Raw genomic sequence first — 19,150 nt, 5'->3', positions numbered from 1 at the left:
GGACAAGGATGGGATGGAACCTACAATGGAAACCCAATGCCATCAAGTGATTACTGGTTTGTAGTAGAGTACGACGAGCCAATTGGTGGGCAGAGAAAAGAGTTTAAAGCTCACTTTACTTTGAAACGATAATTTATTGATATGAACTTAAAAAAGTATTGTTTAATAGCAATTTTAGCATTAGTTACAAAATTTGGAGTAGCCCAAGAAGGGCTTCCAGTTTACTCAGATTATTTAACGGATAATTATTATCTTATTCATCCTTCAATGGCTGGTGTTGCTAATTGTGCTAAAGTAAGATTAACAGCACGACAACAATGGTTTGGTCAAGATGATGCCCCAAGTTTACAAACATTAAGTATTAATAGCAGAATTGGAGACTCTCCATCTGCAATTGGAGGTATTGTTTATAATGATAAGAATGGTTATCATTCTCAAACTGGAGCCTATTTTACGTATGCTCATCACATTATGTTCTCTCGTAATGAGATAGACTTAAACATGCTGTCATTTGGTTTAAGTGCCGGATTAATTCAGTATAAATTAGACGAAACTGCTTTTTTAGATGAAGGTTTTGACCCAATTATAGCAGGTATCGAGCAAAGTGCTACGAACTTTAATGTTGATTTTGGGTTCTCATATCATTTATATGATTTTTATGCGCATGCAACTATAAAGAATTTACTTAAAAATGAGGGAATAAACTTTAATGAGCAAGGATTAAGTTATGATAACTTAAGAACGTACTTGTTTTCAGCTGGACATGTTTTTGGAAAATATGGTAGTGAATGGAGTTATGAACCTTCTATAATGTTTATGTATCGTGATGCAACTGAAGAGTCATCTATCGATATAAACGCTAAGGTTTATAAAGAAATGGACTTTGGTAAAGTTTGGGGTGGTTTATCTTACAGAAGAAGTTTAGATGGAGCTGAATTTTTAGATGGTTCTGGAGTGAGCAGTCAAAAATTACAATACATTACACCATTTATAGGTGTTGATTATAACAACTTTGTATTTGCTTACACGTATTCTTACCAAGCAAACTCTGTAGTGTTTAACAATGGAGGTTTTCACCAAATTACTTTAGGGTATAACTTTGGTTGTAAACGAGAAAGATATGAGTGTAATTGTCCTGCAATTAACTAAACATAAAAAAATAAAAGTCTCGATTTTGTCGAGACTTTTTTATTTGTGTTAGTGATTGAGGTAGTTGTTGGAGCTCATCTTTGATAGCGACTACCGAAAGCACGTTGCATTGTAACCCTATAAGTTGCAATGCAAACACCATAATTACCATTTATACTTTTTGGCTTTGGCTTGTGTTTTAATGGCTTTAATCATTGCGCTTTCCAATCCGTTGTCATTTTCTTTTTGTTGTGATTGAATATACACTCTTCTTTTTTCGTTTAGGTCTTGTATGTTTTTTTGAATGTCTTCTCGCACTTGTTTTTTCTTAGTAACATAAGCCTTAATTTCAGATTTGGTTTTGCCTTTTAACTCAGCAGGTAAATCTGATTCTTTTAAATCGTCGAAACTAAAGTTTTTGTCGCTTAGAGCATCAACTAAATCCCAAGTTGAATTTAGATACAAATGAGAGCTTTTGCTTACAGTTCTGCTTACAGCATTGGCACTACTGTAGCTTTCGGCATTAGTATCTTGTTCTCTTTGAAGTGCCATTTTTTCTTTACCGTAATTGCCATAAGCTACATAGGTGTTGTTAAGTTTTTGATTGAGTTTTAAAATATCGTCATCAAAAGGTGTGGCAACGTAGGTGGTTTTTATGTTGTGGTTTATTGCCATATAATCACCATGGGCTAAGTCTGCACCATCTTTCCAATATCCTGAAATACCTTGGTTATAATCTCCACAAAAAATAGTGTTTATAGTTACGTCTTTATCATGAGCTAATTTTGCAGCAGTTTTATAGTTAACTCTACCTTGAGTAAAAGGTTCGTTTCCTGCAATAAAAATGAGCTTTAGGTCATCTGCATTTGAGCCCCATTTTAACTGATTTAATGAAGTTTGAATAACGTGTCCGCAGTATTCATTTCCACCATTGGTTGTTAGTGAGAATAGTTGCTTTGAGATTTCGTCTAAGTCGTTACTAAATGCTAAAACTTGTCTTATATAACCTTCATCTCCATTAAGGTTGTCGTTTCCATACTCGTAAAGTGCAATTTGTAAGTTTGGTTTGTTGTCATCACACTTTGCATATGAAAGCTCATTAACAATTTCCCAAAGTTGTGCTTTAGCCTGATCAATCAACCCATCCATACTGTTACTGGTGTCTAGTAGAAGTGCTACTTTTATAAATTGCTTACTAGGTTGATCGGTTACTTTATGTTCTGCAATTGCAAGATTGCTTTCTTTTTTAGTGTTGGCATTGCAGGAGGTAAATGCTACAATGCACAAGACTAATGCTACTGATTTTAAAATAGTTCTCATTTTTTATCCGTTTTTATGATTAATGCTGTAAAGCTAGAATCAACTTTTTTACAGAAAAAACAACAATGAGTAAACACGTATTATAAATGAGTAAAGAGCTTTTAAAATTGAGTGAAACTGTCATTTAAGAAGCGGATTTATGAACAAGTGAACAGTTTTGATTTTAAATACTCAATTAAAGTATGTATGTTTATTCAATTGAATTTTTTGAATGAAAAAAATAGTAACATATTTAGTCATTATTCTATTTACTAGTTTTACCAGTTTTACGATAGCTCAGGTTAGTAAAAATAAGGTTGATGAACCAACTTTTTTAATAAGAGGCGAGGTACGTGAAAAAGCTTCGTTTGAGCCTATTGCACGAGTTAATATTGAAGTAAATGGAGGCGCATATACCATGACTGATGTTGATGGTAAATTTAGAATACATGTTAAAAAAGGTGACGAACTTGTTGTAAGGCATAAAGATTTTGAAACAGTTTACCACACTATTACTTCTGGTGATAGGATTATTATTGAAGTTGAGCAAGCAGTTTCTCCCTACCAAAAGAATTTAAATAAGCGAAAAAACAATTTAGTTACTTATAACGCAATGATTGATTCGGCTTCATATTATTTAAAGAAAGATGCCGAAAAGGGGATTCAATTTGTTACTGAAGCATTAGAAAATAGTAATTCAGTAAAACAAAATGCTGAGGCTTATGAACTTCTTGCTGATATTTATAAAGAATGGAAACAGTACGATCTTGCAACTACCAATTACCGAATTAGCCTTCAAAATTTTGAAACCAATGAAGCTAAATTAAAGCTAGGTTTAGCCTATAGACTGAACAAGAACTATCAAGAAAGTTTAGAAACCTACAATGCTATTGACAAAGCGCAGTTGTCCAATTATCAGTTGGTGACATTGTATGAAGGATTAGGAGACACCTATTTAAATATCAAAAATTACAATGCTGCTATTGACAACTATAAAAACGGATTAAGCGTCGCTCAAAAGCACTTAATCACTCCAAAGGTTACAGATTTAAACTCTAAAATTGCACAAGCCTATAACGCAAGTGGGCAAGTTGATAAAGCGCAAGGGTTTTTCTCTAATTCACTTAATCTTGCTTCACAGGAGAATATAAAACGATCGGTTGAAGAAAAAGTGGTAGTGGCAGAGTTCAATAATCTTAATCAAAATTATACTGATGAAATTGAGCTTAGAAAACAAGCTTTAGAAGATATTGAAGACATTGCAAAAGATTCAATAATTGAAAATGAAAGTGCGATTACACCCCAAAAGCAAAACTATAAAATAGGAAACGCTTACTTTTTGAAAAAAGATTACGACAGTGCTATTACCTATTTTGAAAAGAGTATAAAAGAAGCCGATTCAAAAGAAGATTTAATTGTAAAAAAAGATGGATTAAGACGATTGTCTGATGTGTATGAAGACGCAGGCGATTATGACAAGGCAAAAGCTGCTTTTGAAGAATACACGCAAGCTGTAGACGAACTTTATATAAAAAAGGAACAGGAAATTTCCCAAATAGCACGTTTTAATAGAAACATTGCCGAAAAGCAAAACCGCATTAGTAGTTTGGAGAGTGACAGAGAACTTTCTGAAAGTAAATATCAGCTTACTATTGAGCGGAACAAGCGTCAACAACTTATAATTTACTCATTAATTGGTGGTTTGGTATTGCTGTTGGTAACGGCTTATTTTATGTTTAAGTACATCAAGCAACAACGATTAGCAAACAACTTACTCGCTTTAAAATCGTTGCGAAGTCAAATGAATCCGCATTTTATTTTTAATGCGCTAAACTCGGTAAATAGCTTTATTGCTTCAAATGATGAACGTACAGCCAACAAGTATTTATCAGATTTTTCACACCTTATGCGAGCTGTTTTGGAGAATAGTGAAGAAGACTTTATTCCGTTAGAAAAAGAAATAGAATTGTTACAGCTATATACAAAGCTAGAGCATTTTAGATTTAAAGATAAGTTCGATTACAGTATTAATGTAGATGAAGCCATTAATGTTCACGATTATCAAATCCCTCCAATGTTATTGCAACCTTATATTGAAAATGCAGTATGGCATGGACTAAGGTATAAAACAGAAAAAGGACATTTAAGTATAACAATTTCACCTAAGAGCAATGACGAAATTATCATTACAATTGCAGATGATGGTATAGGACGTGAGCGTTCAAAAGCTTTAAAGACAGAGCATCAACAAAAACAAAACTCAAAAGGCATGGGTAATATTAAAAAGCGAGTTGCTATTTTAAATGCTATGTACAAAGATAAAGTTGATGTTTTTATTGACGATTTTCAAGATGCTGAAGATGCAGGAACAAAAGTAGTTGTAACTTTAAAAAAAGATTGAAACTAGAAGATTTACTTCTAATTTTAAACTTCCAACATATACAATATGAAACTAAAATCAATTATAGTAGAAGACGAAGAAACCAGTAGAGACATTTTAAAGAACTACTTAAAAAAGTATTGCCCAAATGTAGACGTATTGGGTGAAGCAGCAAATGTTGACGAAGCTCTGGTACTCATTAGAAATAATGATTTGGATTTAGTGTTTCTTGATGTTGAAATGCCTTATGGTAATGCTTTTGACTTATTAGATAAAGTTGGTGATATAGATTTTGAAACCGTTTTTGTAACAGCATACAACCATTATGCAATTGAAGCTTTAAATGCTCATGCTTCGTATTATTTAATGAAGCCTATTTCAATAGATGAACTTATAAAAGCGGTAGATTATGTTACCGAAATTAAAACTAAAGAAGACGCACTCCAAGACCAAGTTTTGGTTCCTAAAACCAATAGCGTCAATGGAAAAATAACCATTCCACAACAAGATGGATTTGAAGTTTTGAATACAGCAGATATTTTATACTGTAAAGCTGATGATAACTATACCGAAATCTATTTGAATACCAATAAAAAGAAATTGGTAAGTAAAACTTTAAAGTATTTTGAAGATGCATTAAGTGATAGTAGTTTTGCTAGAGTGCATAAAAGCTATTTGGTAAACGTCAACGAGGTTACCAAATATGTAAAAGGAAAAGGAGGTAGCGTTATACTTAGTAACGGAAAGCAAATAATGGTTTCAGCATCTAAAAAGTCTGAATTGTTATCATATTTTAAATAATAATGTCACTTCGAGTGATTTCGCTATGCGAAATAGTATCGAGAAGATATAACGTGAGTTCTCGATACATATTCTTTCAGAATATACTCGAACTGACTAAAACTAACTGCTAAATATCAAATTATGCCAATCATAAAACCAGTAAAAGGAAAACAACCTCAAATACCAAGCGATTGCTACATCGCAGAAAACGCGACTATTGTTGGAGAAGTTACTATGGGTAGTCAATGTAGTGTGTGGTTTAATGCTGTTATACGTGGCGATGTTCATTTTATAAAAATGGGTAATAAAGTAAATGTGCAAGATGGAGCTGTAATACATGCAACCTACCAAAAGTCACCAACCACTATAGGAAATAATGTGTCGATTGGTCATAATGCTATTGTTCATGGATGTACCATTCATGATAACGTACTTATTGGTATGGGAAGTATTGTTATGGACGACTGTGTTGTGGAAAGCAATAGTATTATTGCAGCAGGAGCAGTAGTAACTCAAAACACTAGAGTAGAAGCAGGAAGCATTTATGCAGGCGTACCAGCTAAAAAAGTTAAAGACATTAGTAAAGAATTAATTTCAGGAGAAATTGATAGAATAGCCAATAATTATGTAAAGTATTCTAGTTGGTTTAAAGAAGATTAAAAGTCTAATTGCTCAGCAGTATAATCACCATTTAAAAGTGTTTTCATAACACTTGTATCTGCATTACTATAAAACTCATAGTTAGCCGAAATAGGGATTTTATTGAGTAACTGTTTGGTCTCTAAAATAAATTTTGTTTGTCGTGCAACAGCCTCACCAGAGTCTATAATTTTTACATGCTTAGGAAGGATCTCAAGCAGTAAAGGCATAAGATAAGGATAATGTGTACAACCTAAAACCAAGTAATCTATATTAGCTTCAATCATTGGCTGTAGGTAAGTTTTTAAAAGTGACTTCATAGCCTCTGATTGTATTTCACCTCGTTCAATAAGCTCTACAAGACCATTTCCTACTTGTTCAATAATAGTTATGCCACTACTGTATAAGTTTGTGGTTTTATGAAATAACTCGCTTGAAAGTGTTCCTTTTGTAGCTAAAATACCTATAGCTTTTGTTTGTGTATTTAAAGATGCAGGTTTTATTGCAGGTTCAATACCAATAAAAGGTATTTGGTAGTTTTCTCTTAAAACTTTAATAGCATTTGTAGTAGCTGTATTGCAAGCTACTACAATTATTTTGCAGTTTTTTTTAAGTAAGTACTCAGTGTTTTTTATACTTAAATCTATAATTTCAGACTTGCTTTTTAAGCCATAAGGAGCATTTTTACTATCAGCTAGATATATAGTGCTTTCATTAGGCAAGAGCAAATTTATCTCTTTCCATATAGAGGTGCCACCAACACCAGAATCAAATATACCTATAGGTTGTGTACTCATTATTACAAAAATAAAAAAGCCGCTTTTATAAAAGCGGCTTTCTTTGTGTTTTTATTAGTGATTATTAAAATCCTAACTCTTTCTTTACGTCAGGTAAAAGATTTTTTCCTTTAGATACTAATACGCCACCACCTTCACTAGCGTCTAGTACATAATCAAAACCTTGAGCAGCAGCAACTTTTTCAATAGCTTCTTTAGCTTTAGTAAAAATTGGTTTTAACAATGCAGCCTCTTTTTCAGCAAGATCTTTTTGAGCTTGCCCTTGGTACTGACGAATACCTTGCTCCATAGTTTGAACTTCTTCAGCTCTTTTCATGTTCTCTTCTTCAGTTTTAGTTTCAGCTTCAGCATTGTATTGCTTCATTTTGTTTTGAAGTTCTGTTGCCATTGTTTTTATCTCAGCCTCATAAGTTTTAGTAAGCTTTTCAATTTCAGCTTTAGCAGCTTTCATTTCTGGCATATCTTTAATTAACTCATTTGTGTTAATATGAGCAACTTTACTTTGCGCTACTGAAAAAGATGTAGCTCCTAAAAAAAGTATAGCTGCAAATAAAAGGGTCTTAAATTGTTTCATTTTTAAAGTATTACGTGTTATAATTATTGTTTGCTTTTAGTTATTATCATTATCACTAGGTACAGAGTCTTTTTCTTTTTTCTGTTCCTCTCGTTCTTTTTTAGCTTTTTCTCTATCGGCTATTATTTTTTTTCTTCTTTCTTCTAATGCCTTTTTTCTAGCTTCTCTATCTGCTATTTTTTGTTGTCTTTTCTCTTCGGCAATTTCAGCAGCTGTTTTACCAGTTGTATCTCCATCAGTCTTTACACCTTCTTTTTTACTGTTTTTAATACTATCGTTTTTAGCTTTTGCTTTAGCGCGTTCTTCTAGCATTTTTTCTCTTTTAGCTTGTGCTGCAGCTTTTATTGAATCTCTTCTAGCCATTTGCTCTGCTCTTCGATCTTCAATTGCTTTTTCACGAGCAGCTTTTTTCTCTTCTAGTGCTTTTTCTCTTGCTTCTAGCTCTTCATTTATTTCAGGAACTACATCTTCATCTTCAGCAGCTCTTCGTTCAGCTTTGTTTTGAGCTTGAGTTCTTTTTGCAGAACGTGTAATACTTCTTATTACAAGTTCACTAATATCGAAACGTTCAGCAGAATAAAGCATAACTACATCAGCTGATTTGTCAAATACAAAATCATACTTTCTATTAGCAGCTATTTCTTGTACAGCTGCAAAAATTTGATCTTGAATAGGTTGAATTAACTGTCGCTTTTGAATCATTAAATCACCATTTGGACCAAAACGTTTTTGTTGGTAATCTAATATTTCATTTTCTTCAAAAGTAATATCTTCCAAACGTTCTTCATACAGTTCTTTTGTTAAAAGTACACGCTCATTATTAAGCTGAGTCTTTTTTTGCTCAATCACATTAAGACGTTGGTCAATTTCGGTTTTCCATTGTTGAACCTTTTTGTCTAGTTGTAACGTTGCATCTTGATATTCTGGAACGTTTTGTAAAATGTATTCGGTGTCTATATAGCCAATTCTAACACCACGTTGCGCATTAGAATTAAGGCTTATAAGACCTATAATTGCCAGTAAAAAAAGAACTTTATTTTTCATCTGTTATATTTTTGATTTATTGAAAGCATCTATAAACTTAAAATGACAGATTTTATTTGTTATTCCGTCATTTAAACTAATATTATTCAAATTAACGAAATATATTCTTAAAAATTTTAACACTCTAGTTAAAACCTTCAAAAGGATATTAGAAAATATCGTGCCAAAGTTAAAATTGCTGTCCAATAATAAAGTGGGTTTCCCATCCATTTTTAGTAGTTTCTCCTGGAAGAGCATCAAACCCGTGTCCGAAATCAATACCTAATAATCCAAATGCTGGCATAAATATTCTTAGACCAAAACCTGCAGATCTGTTAATGTTAAAAGGGTTATAATCTCTAAAGTTATCAAAAGAAGCACCACCTTCAATAAATCCTAATCCATAAATTTTAGCCTGCGCACCCAATGTGATTGGATAACGTATTTCCATAGAAAACTTATTGTAGATAGTTCCTCCATCAGTAGATGATAATGATTGGTTAGGGTAACCTCTAAGCTGAACAACTTCTCTTCCGTCTAAAGAGTAGTTACCTAAACCGTCTCCTCCTAAGAAAAAGCGTTCAAATGGAATAACACCTCTATCATTATTATATGCTCCTAAGAAACCAAATTCTAAACCAGACTTTATTACTAGTTTATCAACGATTCTTGTATACCAATCTCCTTTAAACTTTACTTTGTAAAACTCTAACCAATTATAACGCTGTTGGTCAATTTCACTAATTCTAATTGAATCATCTTCATCGGTTGGATCTAAGCCATCTCTTTCTTCTTTTAAGGCTTTATAATCTACATTGTTAAACAAAGAATATGGTAAAGATAGTTTAGCAGAAACTGCAAAATTTGAACCTCCCATTGGATATATTGGGTCAGCAGTTGTGTTATTTCTGCTTAATCCAACAGTATAGGCTAAGTTGTTTGAATAACCGTCACCAAATGTAAATAATCCTGTGTTGTAATTTTTTAGGTTATAATGCTGAAAGCTGATTGCTTGAGATAAATGGAAATAATCATCAGGGAATGTTAAACGTTTTGACAGTCCCACAGAAACTCCTGTAATGTTAAAACGTCTGTCTTTATCAGCATCTCTTGTCACTGCATTATATAAAAACTGTTTAGTATGAGATATAGAGGTTGATAACTGTAAAGGACGTTTACCACCTAACCAAGGCTCAGAAAATGAAAAACTATAGGTTTGAAAAAATCTACTTGCTTGTAGTCTTAAAGCTAAACTTTGGCCATCTCCCATTGGTACAGGTTTGTAGGCATCTTTTTTAAAGATGTCTTTCATTGAGAAATTATTGAAAGACAATCCTAAAGTACCAATGAAGCCTCCACCACCATAACCACCTTGTAGCTCTATTTGACTTGATCCTCTCTCTACAACTTCATATTCAATATCTACAGTACCATCTACAGTATTAAAATTTTTCATGTTAGGAACTAGTTGTTGAGCATCAAAAAATCCTAATTGACCAAGCTCTCTAATAGTTCTAATTACATTTTGCTTGCTGTAAAGTTGACCTGGCTTAGTTCTAAGTTCACGATAAACTACATGGTCGTTTGTTTTGTCGTTTCCAGATACTGAAACGTTATTAAAATATGCTGGTTTACCTTCAGAGATTCTAATTTCCATATCAATAACGTTACCATCAGCACTTACTTCAACAGGGTTTATTGTTGAGAATAGGTAACCATTATTTTGATATAGGTTTGTTAAATCAATAGCATCAGGTTTAGTATCGTCAGCAATACGTTTTCTTAATTCAACACCATTGTATGTAGAACCTTCTTTTATCTTAAGCACACTTGCTAATTGCTGGTCAGTATATACACTGTTACCAACAAAGGTTATTTTACCAAATTTGTACTGTTCTCCTTCTTCTACATTTATATTTAGAGAGATGGTTTTGTCATCATTAATAATTATAGAGTCAGATAGTATACGAGCATCTCTATAACCGTTTTCTTTATACTTATCTATAATACTCACAAGGTCTTCTTTGTAATCTTCTTGAATGTATTTAGAACGTTTTAATATACGTATTGGGTTTTTTTGCTTAGTATTCTTCATGGCTTTTCTTAGCTTTTTATCAGCTATTTTTTCATTACCTATGAAGTTGATTTTTTTGATTTTTACCTTTTCACCTTTATCAATTTTTATTGACATATCAACTCTACTTTTTTGAATAGAGTCAATTACTTCTTTAGTGTTTACAGTAACTTTTGTATTTAAGAAACCGTTTTTCTTGTATTTATTGGTAAGGTAATTTCTTGTTGTAGTAATTAAGTTTTCAGTAACCTTAGCTCCTTTGGTAAGCTTGTTTTCAGTAATAACAGCTTCTTTTTTAGATTTTTTAATACCATCAATAGTTACTTCGTTAAGCTCAGGTAAGTCTTCTAAGTTTATTTCTAGATAAGCAGTGTTTCCTTCTAGTCTTACAAGATAAATATCAATACTGCTAAACAAATTAGAACCCCATAACCTTTTAATAGCGTTACTTATTTTTTCACCAGGAATTACAATTTCATCACCTTTATTTAATCTTGAAAATGAAATAATGGTTTGAGAACCAAAACTAGTATTACCAGTTACGGTAATATCTCCAATTATGTACTTTTGACCTGTGTTGTAAGTTGGCTCTTGCGCTATTGCTACACTTGAAAAAAGAAAGAAAAGTGCAATAAAAAATATATTAGTAAAGGTTTTCAAGGGTAGTTTTTTAGCTAATTTGTTCACTTGTTTTTCCAAATCGTCGTTCTCTATTTTGATAATTAATCAAAGCTTCGTAAAAATCTTGTTTTTTAAAATCAGGCCAAAGTATATCGGTAAAATACAATTCGGCATAAGCAATTTGCCAAAGAAGAAAATTACTGATTCTTTGCTCACCGCTGGTTCGAATCAATAAATCTACATCAGGTAAATTTTGCGTGTAAAGATGCTTATTTATAATTGATTCGTCAATATTTTCAGAAGAAATTATATTATTTTTAACTTTATTTGCTAAATCTTTAATAACACTCGTTATTTCTTCTCTAGCGCCATAGCTAAGGGCTAGAGTTAATGTCATTCTAGAATTATTTTTGGTTTTTTCTATAACATCTAACAGTTCGTTATGTGCTTTTTTTGGCAAATCATTAAGATTTCCAATAGCATTTAGCTTTATGTTGTTGTCTTGAAGTGTTTTGATTTCCTTTTTTAAGGATTTCACTAATAACTTCATTAAGGTTTGAACCTCAACTTTTGGTCTGTTCCAGTTTTCAGTAGAAAATGCATATAATGTTAAGCAGTTTATGCCTAACTCAGCACTGGCTTCAACAACTTCTCTTACAGATTTAGTACCGTTTTCATGACCAATTACTCTAAGCATTCCTTTTTGTTTTGCCCAACGACCATTACCGTCCATAATTATGGCAACGTGCTTAGGAAGCTTATCTGTAAGTATTTTTTCTTTTAAACTCATACTAAAAATCGCAGTAACAAGGTCTTCTACCAAAAGTATATGTTAACGTAAAACCTGTAAAAACATACCAGTCGTTACTATTGGTGTTTCCAAAAGATAGTGGGTGTTCGTTGTCAAAATCAGGAACACTTCCATCTAATTCATCAGAAAACGTATAGCGTGCGCCAATTTCAGCACCTAAAATAAGGTGATCTGTTAAGGTTGTTTTTACGCCTAAAACCATAGGGATACCAAAAGCCCAACTGTAAGTGCCTTCTCCAACTATTTCTCCATTATTGTCAAAATAAAAGTTGCTATGTCTTCCAGATGTAATTCCTGTATATAAATATGGTGTGGTTTTATTATCGTATTCATGCAAATTAAAATCAAAAAACGTAAACTCCATTCCTGCTGAAATTTCAAATATATTATTATCAAAGGAATAATCGCGTTCTTGTCGTCTTGGGTCGTCAGATTTAGCATCGATACCTTCCAAACCAGCATAAATTACTGATACTCTCCATGAGTGCCTTGGGCTTCGGTTCCATTTTAAAATAGCTCCAAAAGCACTTTGGTTTGGTGAGATATAATTAGTTTTACCAACGTCTCCAATAAAATTACTTCCTCCTCCAAACACGCCAATTTCATAGATTTGAGATTGAGCCGTTTGCGAGAAAATAATACTAAATAAAATTATGGTTAAATACCTCATAAATTTTTAAAAGTTTGCAAATATAGTAAATTGATTAGCCTATAACAATTTGTATTACAGATAAACAGTAATTATGAGGTTTTATTGTTTAATTACGCTTGTCTTCTCCCCAAAGCATCTTTTTTCTGAGTGTATCAATAAAGCTTTCATCAAGCAGTTCAACCATTTTTATTTTAAAGTCGGCTTTTTTTATGGTAACAATTGTTGAATTGTGAAGTGTTGCAATTCTTGAATCTAACGAAATTAAATAGTGGTCTTCTCTTCCGTCAATTTTTAATTGTATGTCAGTGGTGTCAGGTATAACAAAAGGTCTTGCGTTTAAATTATGAGGCGCAATAGGTGTTATTACCAAATTGTTTGCTCCAGGTGTTATTACTGGTCCTCCACAACTTAGTGAATATCCAGTAGAGCCTGTAGGTGTTGAAATTATTAAACCATCAGCCCAATAAGATGTTAAGTACTCATCGTCTAAATGTGTTTCAACAGTAATCATTGAAGTTGTGTTTTTTCTACTTACTGCTATTTCATTTAATGCAAAATTAGTTTCCACTAAATCTTTGTTTTCTGGTAAAGTGGTAACGCTTAATAATGTTCTTTCAGAAATTTTATAGTTGCCATTTAATATTTCGTCAATGGCATGTTCAATTTCATTTGTTTGAATAGTAGCCAAAAAACCTAAACGACCTGTATTAATACCTACTATTGGGATTGAAAGATCTCTTACATGGGTTATAGCACGTAAAATGGTTCCGTCACCACCAATACTTATTAAAAGATCGTAACTGTTATCTAAGGTTTTAAAAATCTTAAACGCTTTTATGTCTTTTTCGTTTTCTTCTATTAGAATGTTGAAGAAATCCTTTTCAATATATAACTCAACTTCTTTTTTAGACAGAAAGCCAAACAAGGTTTCAATACTCGATTGCGTATTGTTATGATAATATTGACCGTAAACAGCTATTTTCATTGACTATATATTGAGGTATTTTTTTAAATATTCTGAACGCTCTTTAAGGTTTTCAATATAAGTGTCTTCTTCATGTCCAGAAACTATATTGTAGCTGTACCTTCTAAAGGTTTGCATCACATCATTTAAGCCAGCGTTTCCAATTTTTAAAGTAATTTGAGCCACATCACTTTCAATTTTAGAAATAAAAGCACCTAAAAGTTTAGCATCATTAGATTCAATAATTTGGCTTATTTCACTAAATGAATAATCGTTTATGCCTTTTTCAATAATTAAAATTCCACCTGGTTCAGCAAAAAAAGGAGTTTCGTTAAACAAGCCAATAATATCATTTAGTTCGTAATATCCTAAATAGGTGTTCTGCTCATTAAGTACTGGCATAATGTTGCACGAATTTTGAGCAAAAGCCTCTAAAACGTCTAACCAAGTAGTAAAAGACCTAACAAAAAAACCTTCAATAGCATAGTTGAATTCTGATATTTCTTTGCTGTTGTCAAAACAATGTACATCAGTTTCAGAAACACAACCCAAATAAACACCATCATTTTCTACAGGAATATGAGAGTAGGTTAGTTCATTAAACAATAATTTAAAATCACTCACTTTGTCATGAATGTTTAAAGGTTTAATATCGTTTATGATGTATTGTTGTAATGACATTTTTGCAAATTTTCTTATTGCAAATTAATTAAAAATAACTACAAAAAGCACTAAGTAGTTTGTATTTTTGCTAGTCCAAAAAATAAAGTCAATGACAAAGTTAAGTGTAAATATTAATAAGATTGCTACGTTACGAAACTCTAGAGGAGGCGATGTTCCTAATGTGGTTCAGTTTGCTAAAGACGTACAGCGTTTTGGCTCTCAAGGAGTAACAATACACCCAAGACCAGATGAAAGACACATACGTTATCAAGATGTTTATGATTTAAAACCAGTGGTGCATACTGAGTATAATATTGAAGGAAACCCAATCCAAAAATTTATAGATATCGTTTTAGAAGTAAAGCCTACACAAGTTACTTTGGTTCCTGATGCTGAAGATGCTATAACTTCAAATGCAGGTTGGGACACTATTAAGCACAAAGCGTTTTTAGTAGATGTTATCAAAGAATTTAAAAACAACGGAATACGAACATCAATTTTTGTAGATCCTGAGCTGAAGCAAATTGAAGGTGCTAAAGCTACTGGTACTGATAGGATTGAGTTATATACCGAAGCTTTTGCGCATCAATATGGTTTAGGTAACGAACAAGCAATACAACCTTATACTGAATGTGCAGTTTTAGCAAATGAATTAAACCTAGGTATTAATGCAGGACACGATTTGTCATTAGAAAACATTAAGTTTTTTAAAGATAACATACCAAATCTTTTAGAGGTGTCTATTGGACATGCATTAATTGCTGAAAGTCTTTACTTAGGAATAGAAAACGTGGTGCAAATGTATTTGCAAAGACTTAAGTAATTATAACTTTTTTGTCGGTTTTAGCGTAGGCGAGACCTGTCATTATAAAAACGAAAATATGAAATTACACTCCAATATATTAGGCCAAGGAAAGCCCTTTGTTATTCTTCATGGATTTTTAGGAATGAGTGACAACTGGAAAACGCTTGGTAAAAAATTTAGCGAAGAAGGATTTGAAGTTCATCTTGTAGACCAACGAAATCATGGTCATAGTTTTCATGATGACAATTTTGATTATGAAACCCTATCAGAAGATTTGCGTCATTATTTTGAAGCACATAATCTTTCTGAAGCAATTGTGTTAGGGCATTCAATGGGAGGAAAAACAGCAATGCTATTTGCAACACAAAACCCAAATTTGGTTTCAAAATTAATAGTTGCAGATATTTCTCCTAGATTTTACCCAATACATCACGATGCCATTTTAGAAGGATTAAGCAGTTTAGACTTTTCTGAAATTAAAAGTAGAGGAGCAGCCGATAAACAGCTAGCAAACTATGTGTCTGATTTTGGAACACGTCAGTTTTTGCTTAAAAACTTATATTGGAAAGAAAAAGGTCAGTTGGCATTACGCATGAATCTTCAAGTGTTAAAAGAGAATGTTTCAGAGGTTGGCGAAGCATTACCGCTTCATGCAAAGTTTGAAAAAGAGACGCTTTTTTTAAGAGGAGACAAGTCTGAATACATCGCTTTACAAGATGAAACTATCATAAAACAGCATTTTTCTAATGTAAACATTGTAACAATTGCCAATGCTGGACATTGGTTGCATGCCGAAAACCCAGGTGATTTTTTTGATGTCGTTTTGAGTTTTGTAAAACTATAACCCTACGTGGTTTTTAGCATAGGGTTATAGTTTAATCACTTTTTTATTTGAATACTGTTTTTGTTTTAGTGTAATAATCTTGAAACAAAAAGTTATCCTTTGCAAGGAATAAAATAAATGAGATAGGTATAAAAAGGACAGTTAGGAATTTGTAAAAACTTCTTTTTAAAGCTTCTTTTATTTCTAAGTTTGAATTTTGGTCATTTAACACCTTTATTCTCAAAATCATTTTCCCAAAAGTTAAACCATTGTTGAGAAAATCAAAAAGAATTAAATAAGTAAAGAAAACAAATACCAATAGACTAAAACTAAAGCTAAATACATTATTCAATATATTAACTTCGGTCAATTCATAAGACAGACTAAATATGTAACCATTAATTAAGTTAAAACCAAACTTAACTATTGCCATGTCAATTATAAATGCAAAAAGTCTTGAAATATATATGTTTTTAATATTCATTTTTATTCTAATTTAACAGCTTCATAAACTATATTTACAATATTACCTTCATCATCAACCTGATATATTCCTTCTTTAATTTTAACAGAATACCCTTCAAATATAAAACTTTCTGAGTTAACTATGTTAAATTCATCAGGAAAATCATTTGAGCGAAAAAGACCATCAGCTAAATTCCACACTTCTGTTGAAGCGCAAACACCTTGAACACAACAATGAGTTACAGTAAATTCAACCTCAATGCCAAAAAGTGTCGTAAATTTAACGTCATAATCTTTACATCCATTCCATGGATAGCCTCTTGAGGTCTCATTTTCTTTGTTTGAGTCCATTAATTCATTTAAGTCTTTAACAAAAATAGCTTCTTGTTCAAGTGAAGCTTCGTCCTTTTGACAAGCACTAAAAGTTATCATTAATGCTAATAGATAAAATGTTTTTTTCATAAAATAAGTATTAGAGTTTTTATTCAATGCCAAATATAATAAAAATTTATAAGTTGAAATATATTATAACTTTTTTATTGTTTTTTTAGTGAAGATTGTAGTGTGATTGACGATAAGGAAAAACAAAGACAAATTCTAAAAACTTTAGGCGACAATATAAAAGCAATAAGGTTAAGAAAGGGTTTTCGGCAAAATGAGGTAGCATATAGGTGTTATTTTGATAAAAGTAGTTATAATAACATAGAAAGAGGAGAAAGAAACATTACAATAATAACACTTCATAAGATTGCAAAAGCATTGGATGAGCCTTTACAAAATTTTTTTAAATAAAATAAAAGGAGATTTGAAGTTAAAATAATTATGTTTCGTAACTTTAGTAAAAACATATAATTATGAATCTCTTATTTAGATTATTATTAACTGCTGTGGCAGTTTTTGTCTTGGCATACTTTTTACCAGGAGTAGATTTAACAGGAAACCAATTTGTAACAGCACTTATTGTGGCTGTTGTTTTGGCGGTTTTAAACCTTTTGGTAAAGCCAATTTTGGTTATTCTAACTTTGCCAATAACAGTGGTAACCTTAGGCTTGTTTTTACTCATTATTAACGCGTTAATAGTGCTTTTAGCAGATAAACTCATTGATGGTTTCGCGGTAAATAGTATATGGACAGCCATTCTATTTAGTATACTTTTGTCTATACTTCAATCTATACTACATTCTATTTTAAAAGAAGATAAAAAATAGTCTGAATTTCAACATCTTAAAAACTTTGTTGGGTTGTAAAAAATATGTACTTTTGCAACCCAATTTTTATTTGATTCTATAATGAATATTACAAGAGAAAACATTGATGCATTAAATGCTGTTGTGAAAGTAGATATCGCTAAAGAAGATTACAGCGATAAGGTAGAAAAAATCCTTTCAGATTACCGTAAGTCGGCTAACATTCCTGGATTTAGAAAAGGACATGTGCCAATGACAATGGTGAAGAAGCAATACGGAAAAGCAGTTTTGGTAGATGAAGTTAACAAGCTTTTACAAGATGCTTTAAACAAGTATTTAACTGAAGAAAAACTAGACGTTTTAGGTAACCCATTACCAAAACCACAAGACGATTTGGATTGGGATGCTGATAATTTTTCTTTTGAGTTTGAATTAGGTTTAGCACCTGAGTTTGAAGTAAACTTAAAATCTAAAAAAGCAATTACACAATACAATATTGTTGCTAATGATAAAATGTTAGACGACCAAGTTGAGCATATCAGAAAGCAGTATGGTAAATTAGTATCTCAAGATACCGTTGCTAAAGATTCTGAAATTACAGGTGTATTTGTAAACGAAGAGAAAGAAATCAACAATACAGCAACTATTACTTTAGATAAGTTTAAAGGTAAAGCAACCGAAAAGAAATTTGTAGGTTCTAAAGTTGGTGATGTTATTACTTTAAAAACAAAAGGATTGTTTAATGACGACCACGATTTAATGCACTTCTTAAAAGTATCTCATGATGATGCTCACGGATTGGACATTGAGGTAACATTTACAATCAACGAAATTAATACTCGTGAGTTGGCTGATTTAGACCAAGAGTTATTTGATAAATTATTTGGTAAAGATGTAGTAACGTCAGTAACTGAATTAAAAGAGAAAATAAAAGTAGATTCTGAAAAGCAATTTGCACAACAAGGTGATCAAAAATTACTTAACGATGTTACTGAGTATTTAGTTGAAAATACTAAGTTCGATTTACCAGCGTCTTTCTTGCAAAAATGGATGCAAACTGCAGGTGAAGAGCAAATGGATGCAGACCAAGCTAAAGAAGAGTATGAAAAGTCTGAAAAAAGCATGCGTTACCAATTAATTGAAGGTAAACTTATTGAAAAGCACAACCTTCAAGTAACGTTTGACGATCTTAAAGCACATGCAAGAGAAATGATTAAAGTGCAAATGGCACAATTTGGTCAAATGGATCCATCAGATAAAGAACTAGATGATATTGCTGCTCGTATTTTATCAAATCAAGATGAGGTTAAACGCTTGTCTGAGCAGTTAATGAGTCAAAAACTGTTAAACCTTTACAAAGAAGAAGCAAATCTTAAAGTAAAAGAGATAACTTACGATGATTTTGTAAAAGAATTTTACAGTTAAGCATTACAGAATAAATGATTATATTTATAGCGTAAAA

At 31.9% G+C, this 19,150-nt stretch carries 21 protein-coding genes; 10 read left to right on the top strand and 11 right to left on the bottom strand.

Annotation, left to right across the window (positions count from 1 at the left end):
• Nucleotides 1-132: T9SS type B sorting domain-containing protein (locus OD803_RS11755; protein WP_262732715.1), on the top strand; the 132-nt coding region annotated here is incomplete at its 5' end.
• Between the two features lie 9 nt (nt 133-141).
• Nucleotides 142-1,149 (top strand): PorP/SprF family type IX secretion system membrane protein, encoded by a 1,008-nt coding sequence (locus OD803_RS11750; protein ID WP_129761179.1) that lies wholly within the window; start codon nt 142-144, stop codon nt 1,147-1,149.
• A gap of 144 nt (nt 1,150-1,293) precedes the next feature.
• On the opposite strand, the gene OD803_RS11745 is transcribed toward OD803_RS11750, so the two are convergent.
• Complete coding sequence (locus OD803_RS11745) at nt 1,294-2,448, bottom strand: vWA domain-containing protein (RefSeq protein ID WP_262733543.1); 1,155 nt, start codon at nt 2,446-2,448, stop codon at nt 1,294-1,296.
• 211 nt (nt 2,449-2,659) lie between these two features.
• On the opposite strand from OD803_RS11745, the gene OD803_RS11740 reads away from it, so the two are divergent.
• The 3 genes from OD803_RS11740 (at nt 2,660) to OD803_RS11730 (ending at nt 6,250) form a co-directional block, all read left to right on the top strand.
• Nucleotides 2,660-4,828 (top strand): histidine kinase, encoded by a 2,169-nt coding sequence (locus tag OD803_RS11740; protein ID WP_262733542.1) that lies wholly within the window; start codon nt 2,660-2,662, stop codon nt 4,826-4,828.
• A 45-nt stretch (nt 4,829-4,873) separates the two neighbouring features.
• Entirely contained in the window at nt 4,874-5,608 is a 735-nt protein-coding gene (locus OD803_RS11735; RefSeq protein WP_262733541.1) for a LytR/AlgR family response regulator transcription factor, read from the top strand.
• Between the two features lie 123 nt (nt 5,609-5,731).
• Complete coding sequence (locus OD803_RS11730; protein ID WP_262733540.1) at nt 5,732-6,250, top strand: gamma carbonic anhydrase family protein; 519 nt, start codon at nt 5,732-5,734, stop codon at nt 6,248-6,250.
• On the opposite strand, the gene murI is transcribed toward OD803_RS11730, so the two are convergent.
• The 8 genes from murI to OD803_RS11690 form a co-directional block, all read right to left on the bottom strand.
• The gene (gene murI / locus OD803_RS11725; RefSeq protein ID WP_262733539.1) at nt 6,247-7,026 is read right to left on the bottom strand and encodes a glutamate racemase; all 780 of its coding nucleotides are present in this window, start codon (nt 7,024-7,026) and stop codon (nt 6,247-6,249) included. The two genes, OD803_RS11730 and murI, sit on opposite strands and share 4 nt — an antisense overlap.
• 64 nt (nt 7,027-7,090) lie before the next feature.
• Complete coding sequence (locus OD803_RS11720) at nt 7,091-7,600, bottom strand: OmpH family outer membrane protein (protein ID WP_129761173.1); 510 nt, start codon at nt 7,598-7,600, stop codon at nt 7,091-7,093.
• Between the two features lie 36 nt (nt 7,601-7,636).
• A complete protein-coding gene (locus OD803_RS11715; RefSeq protein WP_131508849.1) occupies nt 7,637-8,644 on the bottom strand; it encodes an OmpH family outer membrane protein in 1,008 nt (335 codons plus the stop codon).
• A gap of 169 nt (nt 8,645-8,813) precedes the next feature.
• Nucleotides 8,814-11,396: an outer membrane protein assembly factor BamA gene (gene bamA / locus OD803_RS11710; protein ID WP_442899862.1), complete on the bottom strand. Its 2,583-nt coding sequence runs from the start codon at nt 11,394-11,396 to the stop codon at nt 8,814-8,816.
• On the bottom strand, nt 11,368-12,108 hold the full coding sequence (locus tag OD803_RS11705; RefSeq protein ID WP_129761190.1) for an isoprenyl transferase: 741 nt from the start codon (nt 12,106-12,108) through the stop codon (nt 11,368-11,370). The genes bamA and OD803_RS11705 overlap by 29 nt, the downstream gene beginning before the upstream one ends.
• A gap of 1 nt (nt 12,109) precedes the next feature.
• Nucleotides 12,110-12,799: a type IX secretion system protein PorG gene (gene porG, locus OD803_RS11700; RefSeq protein WP_129761170.1), complete on the bottom strand. Its 690-nt coding sequence runs from the start codon at nt 12,797-12,799 to the stop codon at nt 12,110-12,112.
• An 88-nt stretch (nt 12,800-12,887) separates the two neighbouring features.
• Nucleotides 12,888-13,766, bottom strand: coding sequence for an NAD kinase (locus tag OD803_RS11695; protein WP_262733537.1), 879 nt, complete (start codon nt 13,764-13,766; stop codon nt 12,888-12,890).
• A gap of 3 nt (nt 13,767-13,769) precedes the next feature.
• Nucleotides 13,770-14,426 carry an acetoin utilization protein acuB gene (locus OD803_RS11690; RefSeq protein ID WP_262733536.1) on the bottom strand — a complete coding sequence of 219 codons (657 nt, stop codon included), beginning with the start codon at nt 14,424-14,426 and terminating at the stop codon, nt 13,770-13,772.
• A gap of 91 nt (nt 14,427-14,517) precedes the next feature.
• On the opposite strand from OD803_RS11690, the gene OD803_RS11685 reads away from it, so the two are divergent.
• Together OD803_RS11685 and OD803_RS11680 are read left to right on the top strand one after the other, a co-directional pair.
• Complete coding sequence (locus OD803_RS11685; RefSeq protein WP_262733535.1) at nt 14,518-15,231, top strand: pyridoxine 5'-phosphate synthase; 714 nt, start codon at nt 14,518-14,520, stop codon at nt 15,229-15,231.
• Nucleotides 15,232-15,289: 58 nt separating this feature from the next.
• Nucleotides 15,290-16,057 carry an alpha/beta fold hydrolase gene (locus OD803_RS11680; protein ID WP_262733534.1) on the top strand — a complete coding sequence of 256 codons (768 nt, stop codon included), beginning with the start codon at nt 15,290-15,292 and terminating at the stop codon, nt 16,055-16,057.
• 43 nt (nt 16,058-16,100) lie between these two features.
• Here the strand turns inward: OD803_RS11680 and OD803_RS14675 are convergent, their stop codons facing one another.
• Nucleotides 16,101-16,520, bottom strand: coding sequence for an RDD family protein (locus OD803_RS14675; RefSeq protein WP_418744789.1), 420 nt, complete (start codon nt 16,518-16,520; stop codon nt 16,101-16,103).
• Between the two features lie 2 nt (nt 16,521-16,522).
• Nucleotides 16,523-16,963 (bottom strand): hypothetical protein, encoded by a 441-nt coding sequence (locus OD803_RS11675; RefSeq protein WP_262733533.1) that lies wholly within the window; start codon nt 16,961-16,963, stop codon nt 16,523-16,525.
• 102 nt (nt 16,964-17,065) lie between these two features.
• Here OD803_RS11675 and OD803_RS14670 point away from each other — a divergent pair, with 102 nt between their 5' ends.
• From OD803_RS14670 to tig, 3 genes are all read left to right on the top strand, one after another.
• Nucleotides 17,066-17,293, top strand: coding sequence for a helix-turn-helix domain-containing protein (locus tag OD803_RS14670; RefSeq protein WP_335977152.1), 228 nt, complete (start codon nt 17,066-17,068; stop codon nt 17,291-17,293).
• A gap of 62 nt (nt 17,294-17,355) precedes the next feature.
• Nucleotides 17,356-17,709, top strand: a complete 354-nt coding sequence (locus OD803_RS11670; RefSeq protein WP_129761165.1) for a phage holin family protein — start codon at nt 17,356-17,358, stop codon at nt 17,707-17,709.
• 81 nt (nt 17,710-17,790) lie between these two features.
• Nucleotides 17,791-19,113 carry a trigger factor gene (tig, locus tag OD803_RS11665; RefSeq protein WP_262733532.1) on the top strand — a complete coding sequence of 441 codons (1,323 nt, stop codon included), beginning with the start codon at nt 17,791-17,793 and terminating at the stop codon, nt 19,111-19,113.
• Nucleotides 19,114-19,150: the final 37 nt, after the last annotated feature.

Source organism: Gaetbulibacter sp. NE (genome assembly GCF_025548475.1).
GTDB classification, from domain to species: domain Bacteria; phylum Bacteroidota; class Bacteroidia; order Flavobacteriales; family Flavobacteriaceae; genus Gaetbulibacter_B; species Gaetbulibacter_B jejuensis.
Note: the sequence above shows the minus strand (reverse complement) of the source record. Positions and strands in the feature narration are given on the sequence as shown.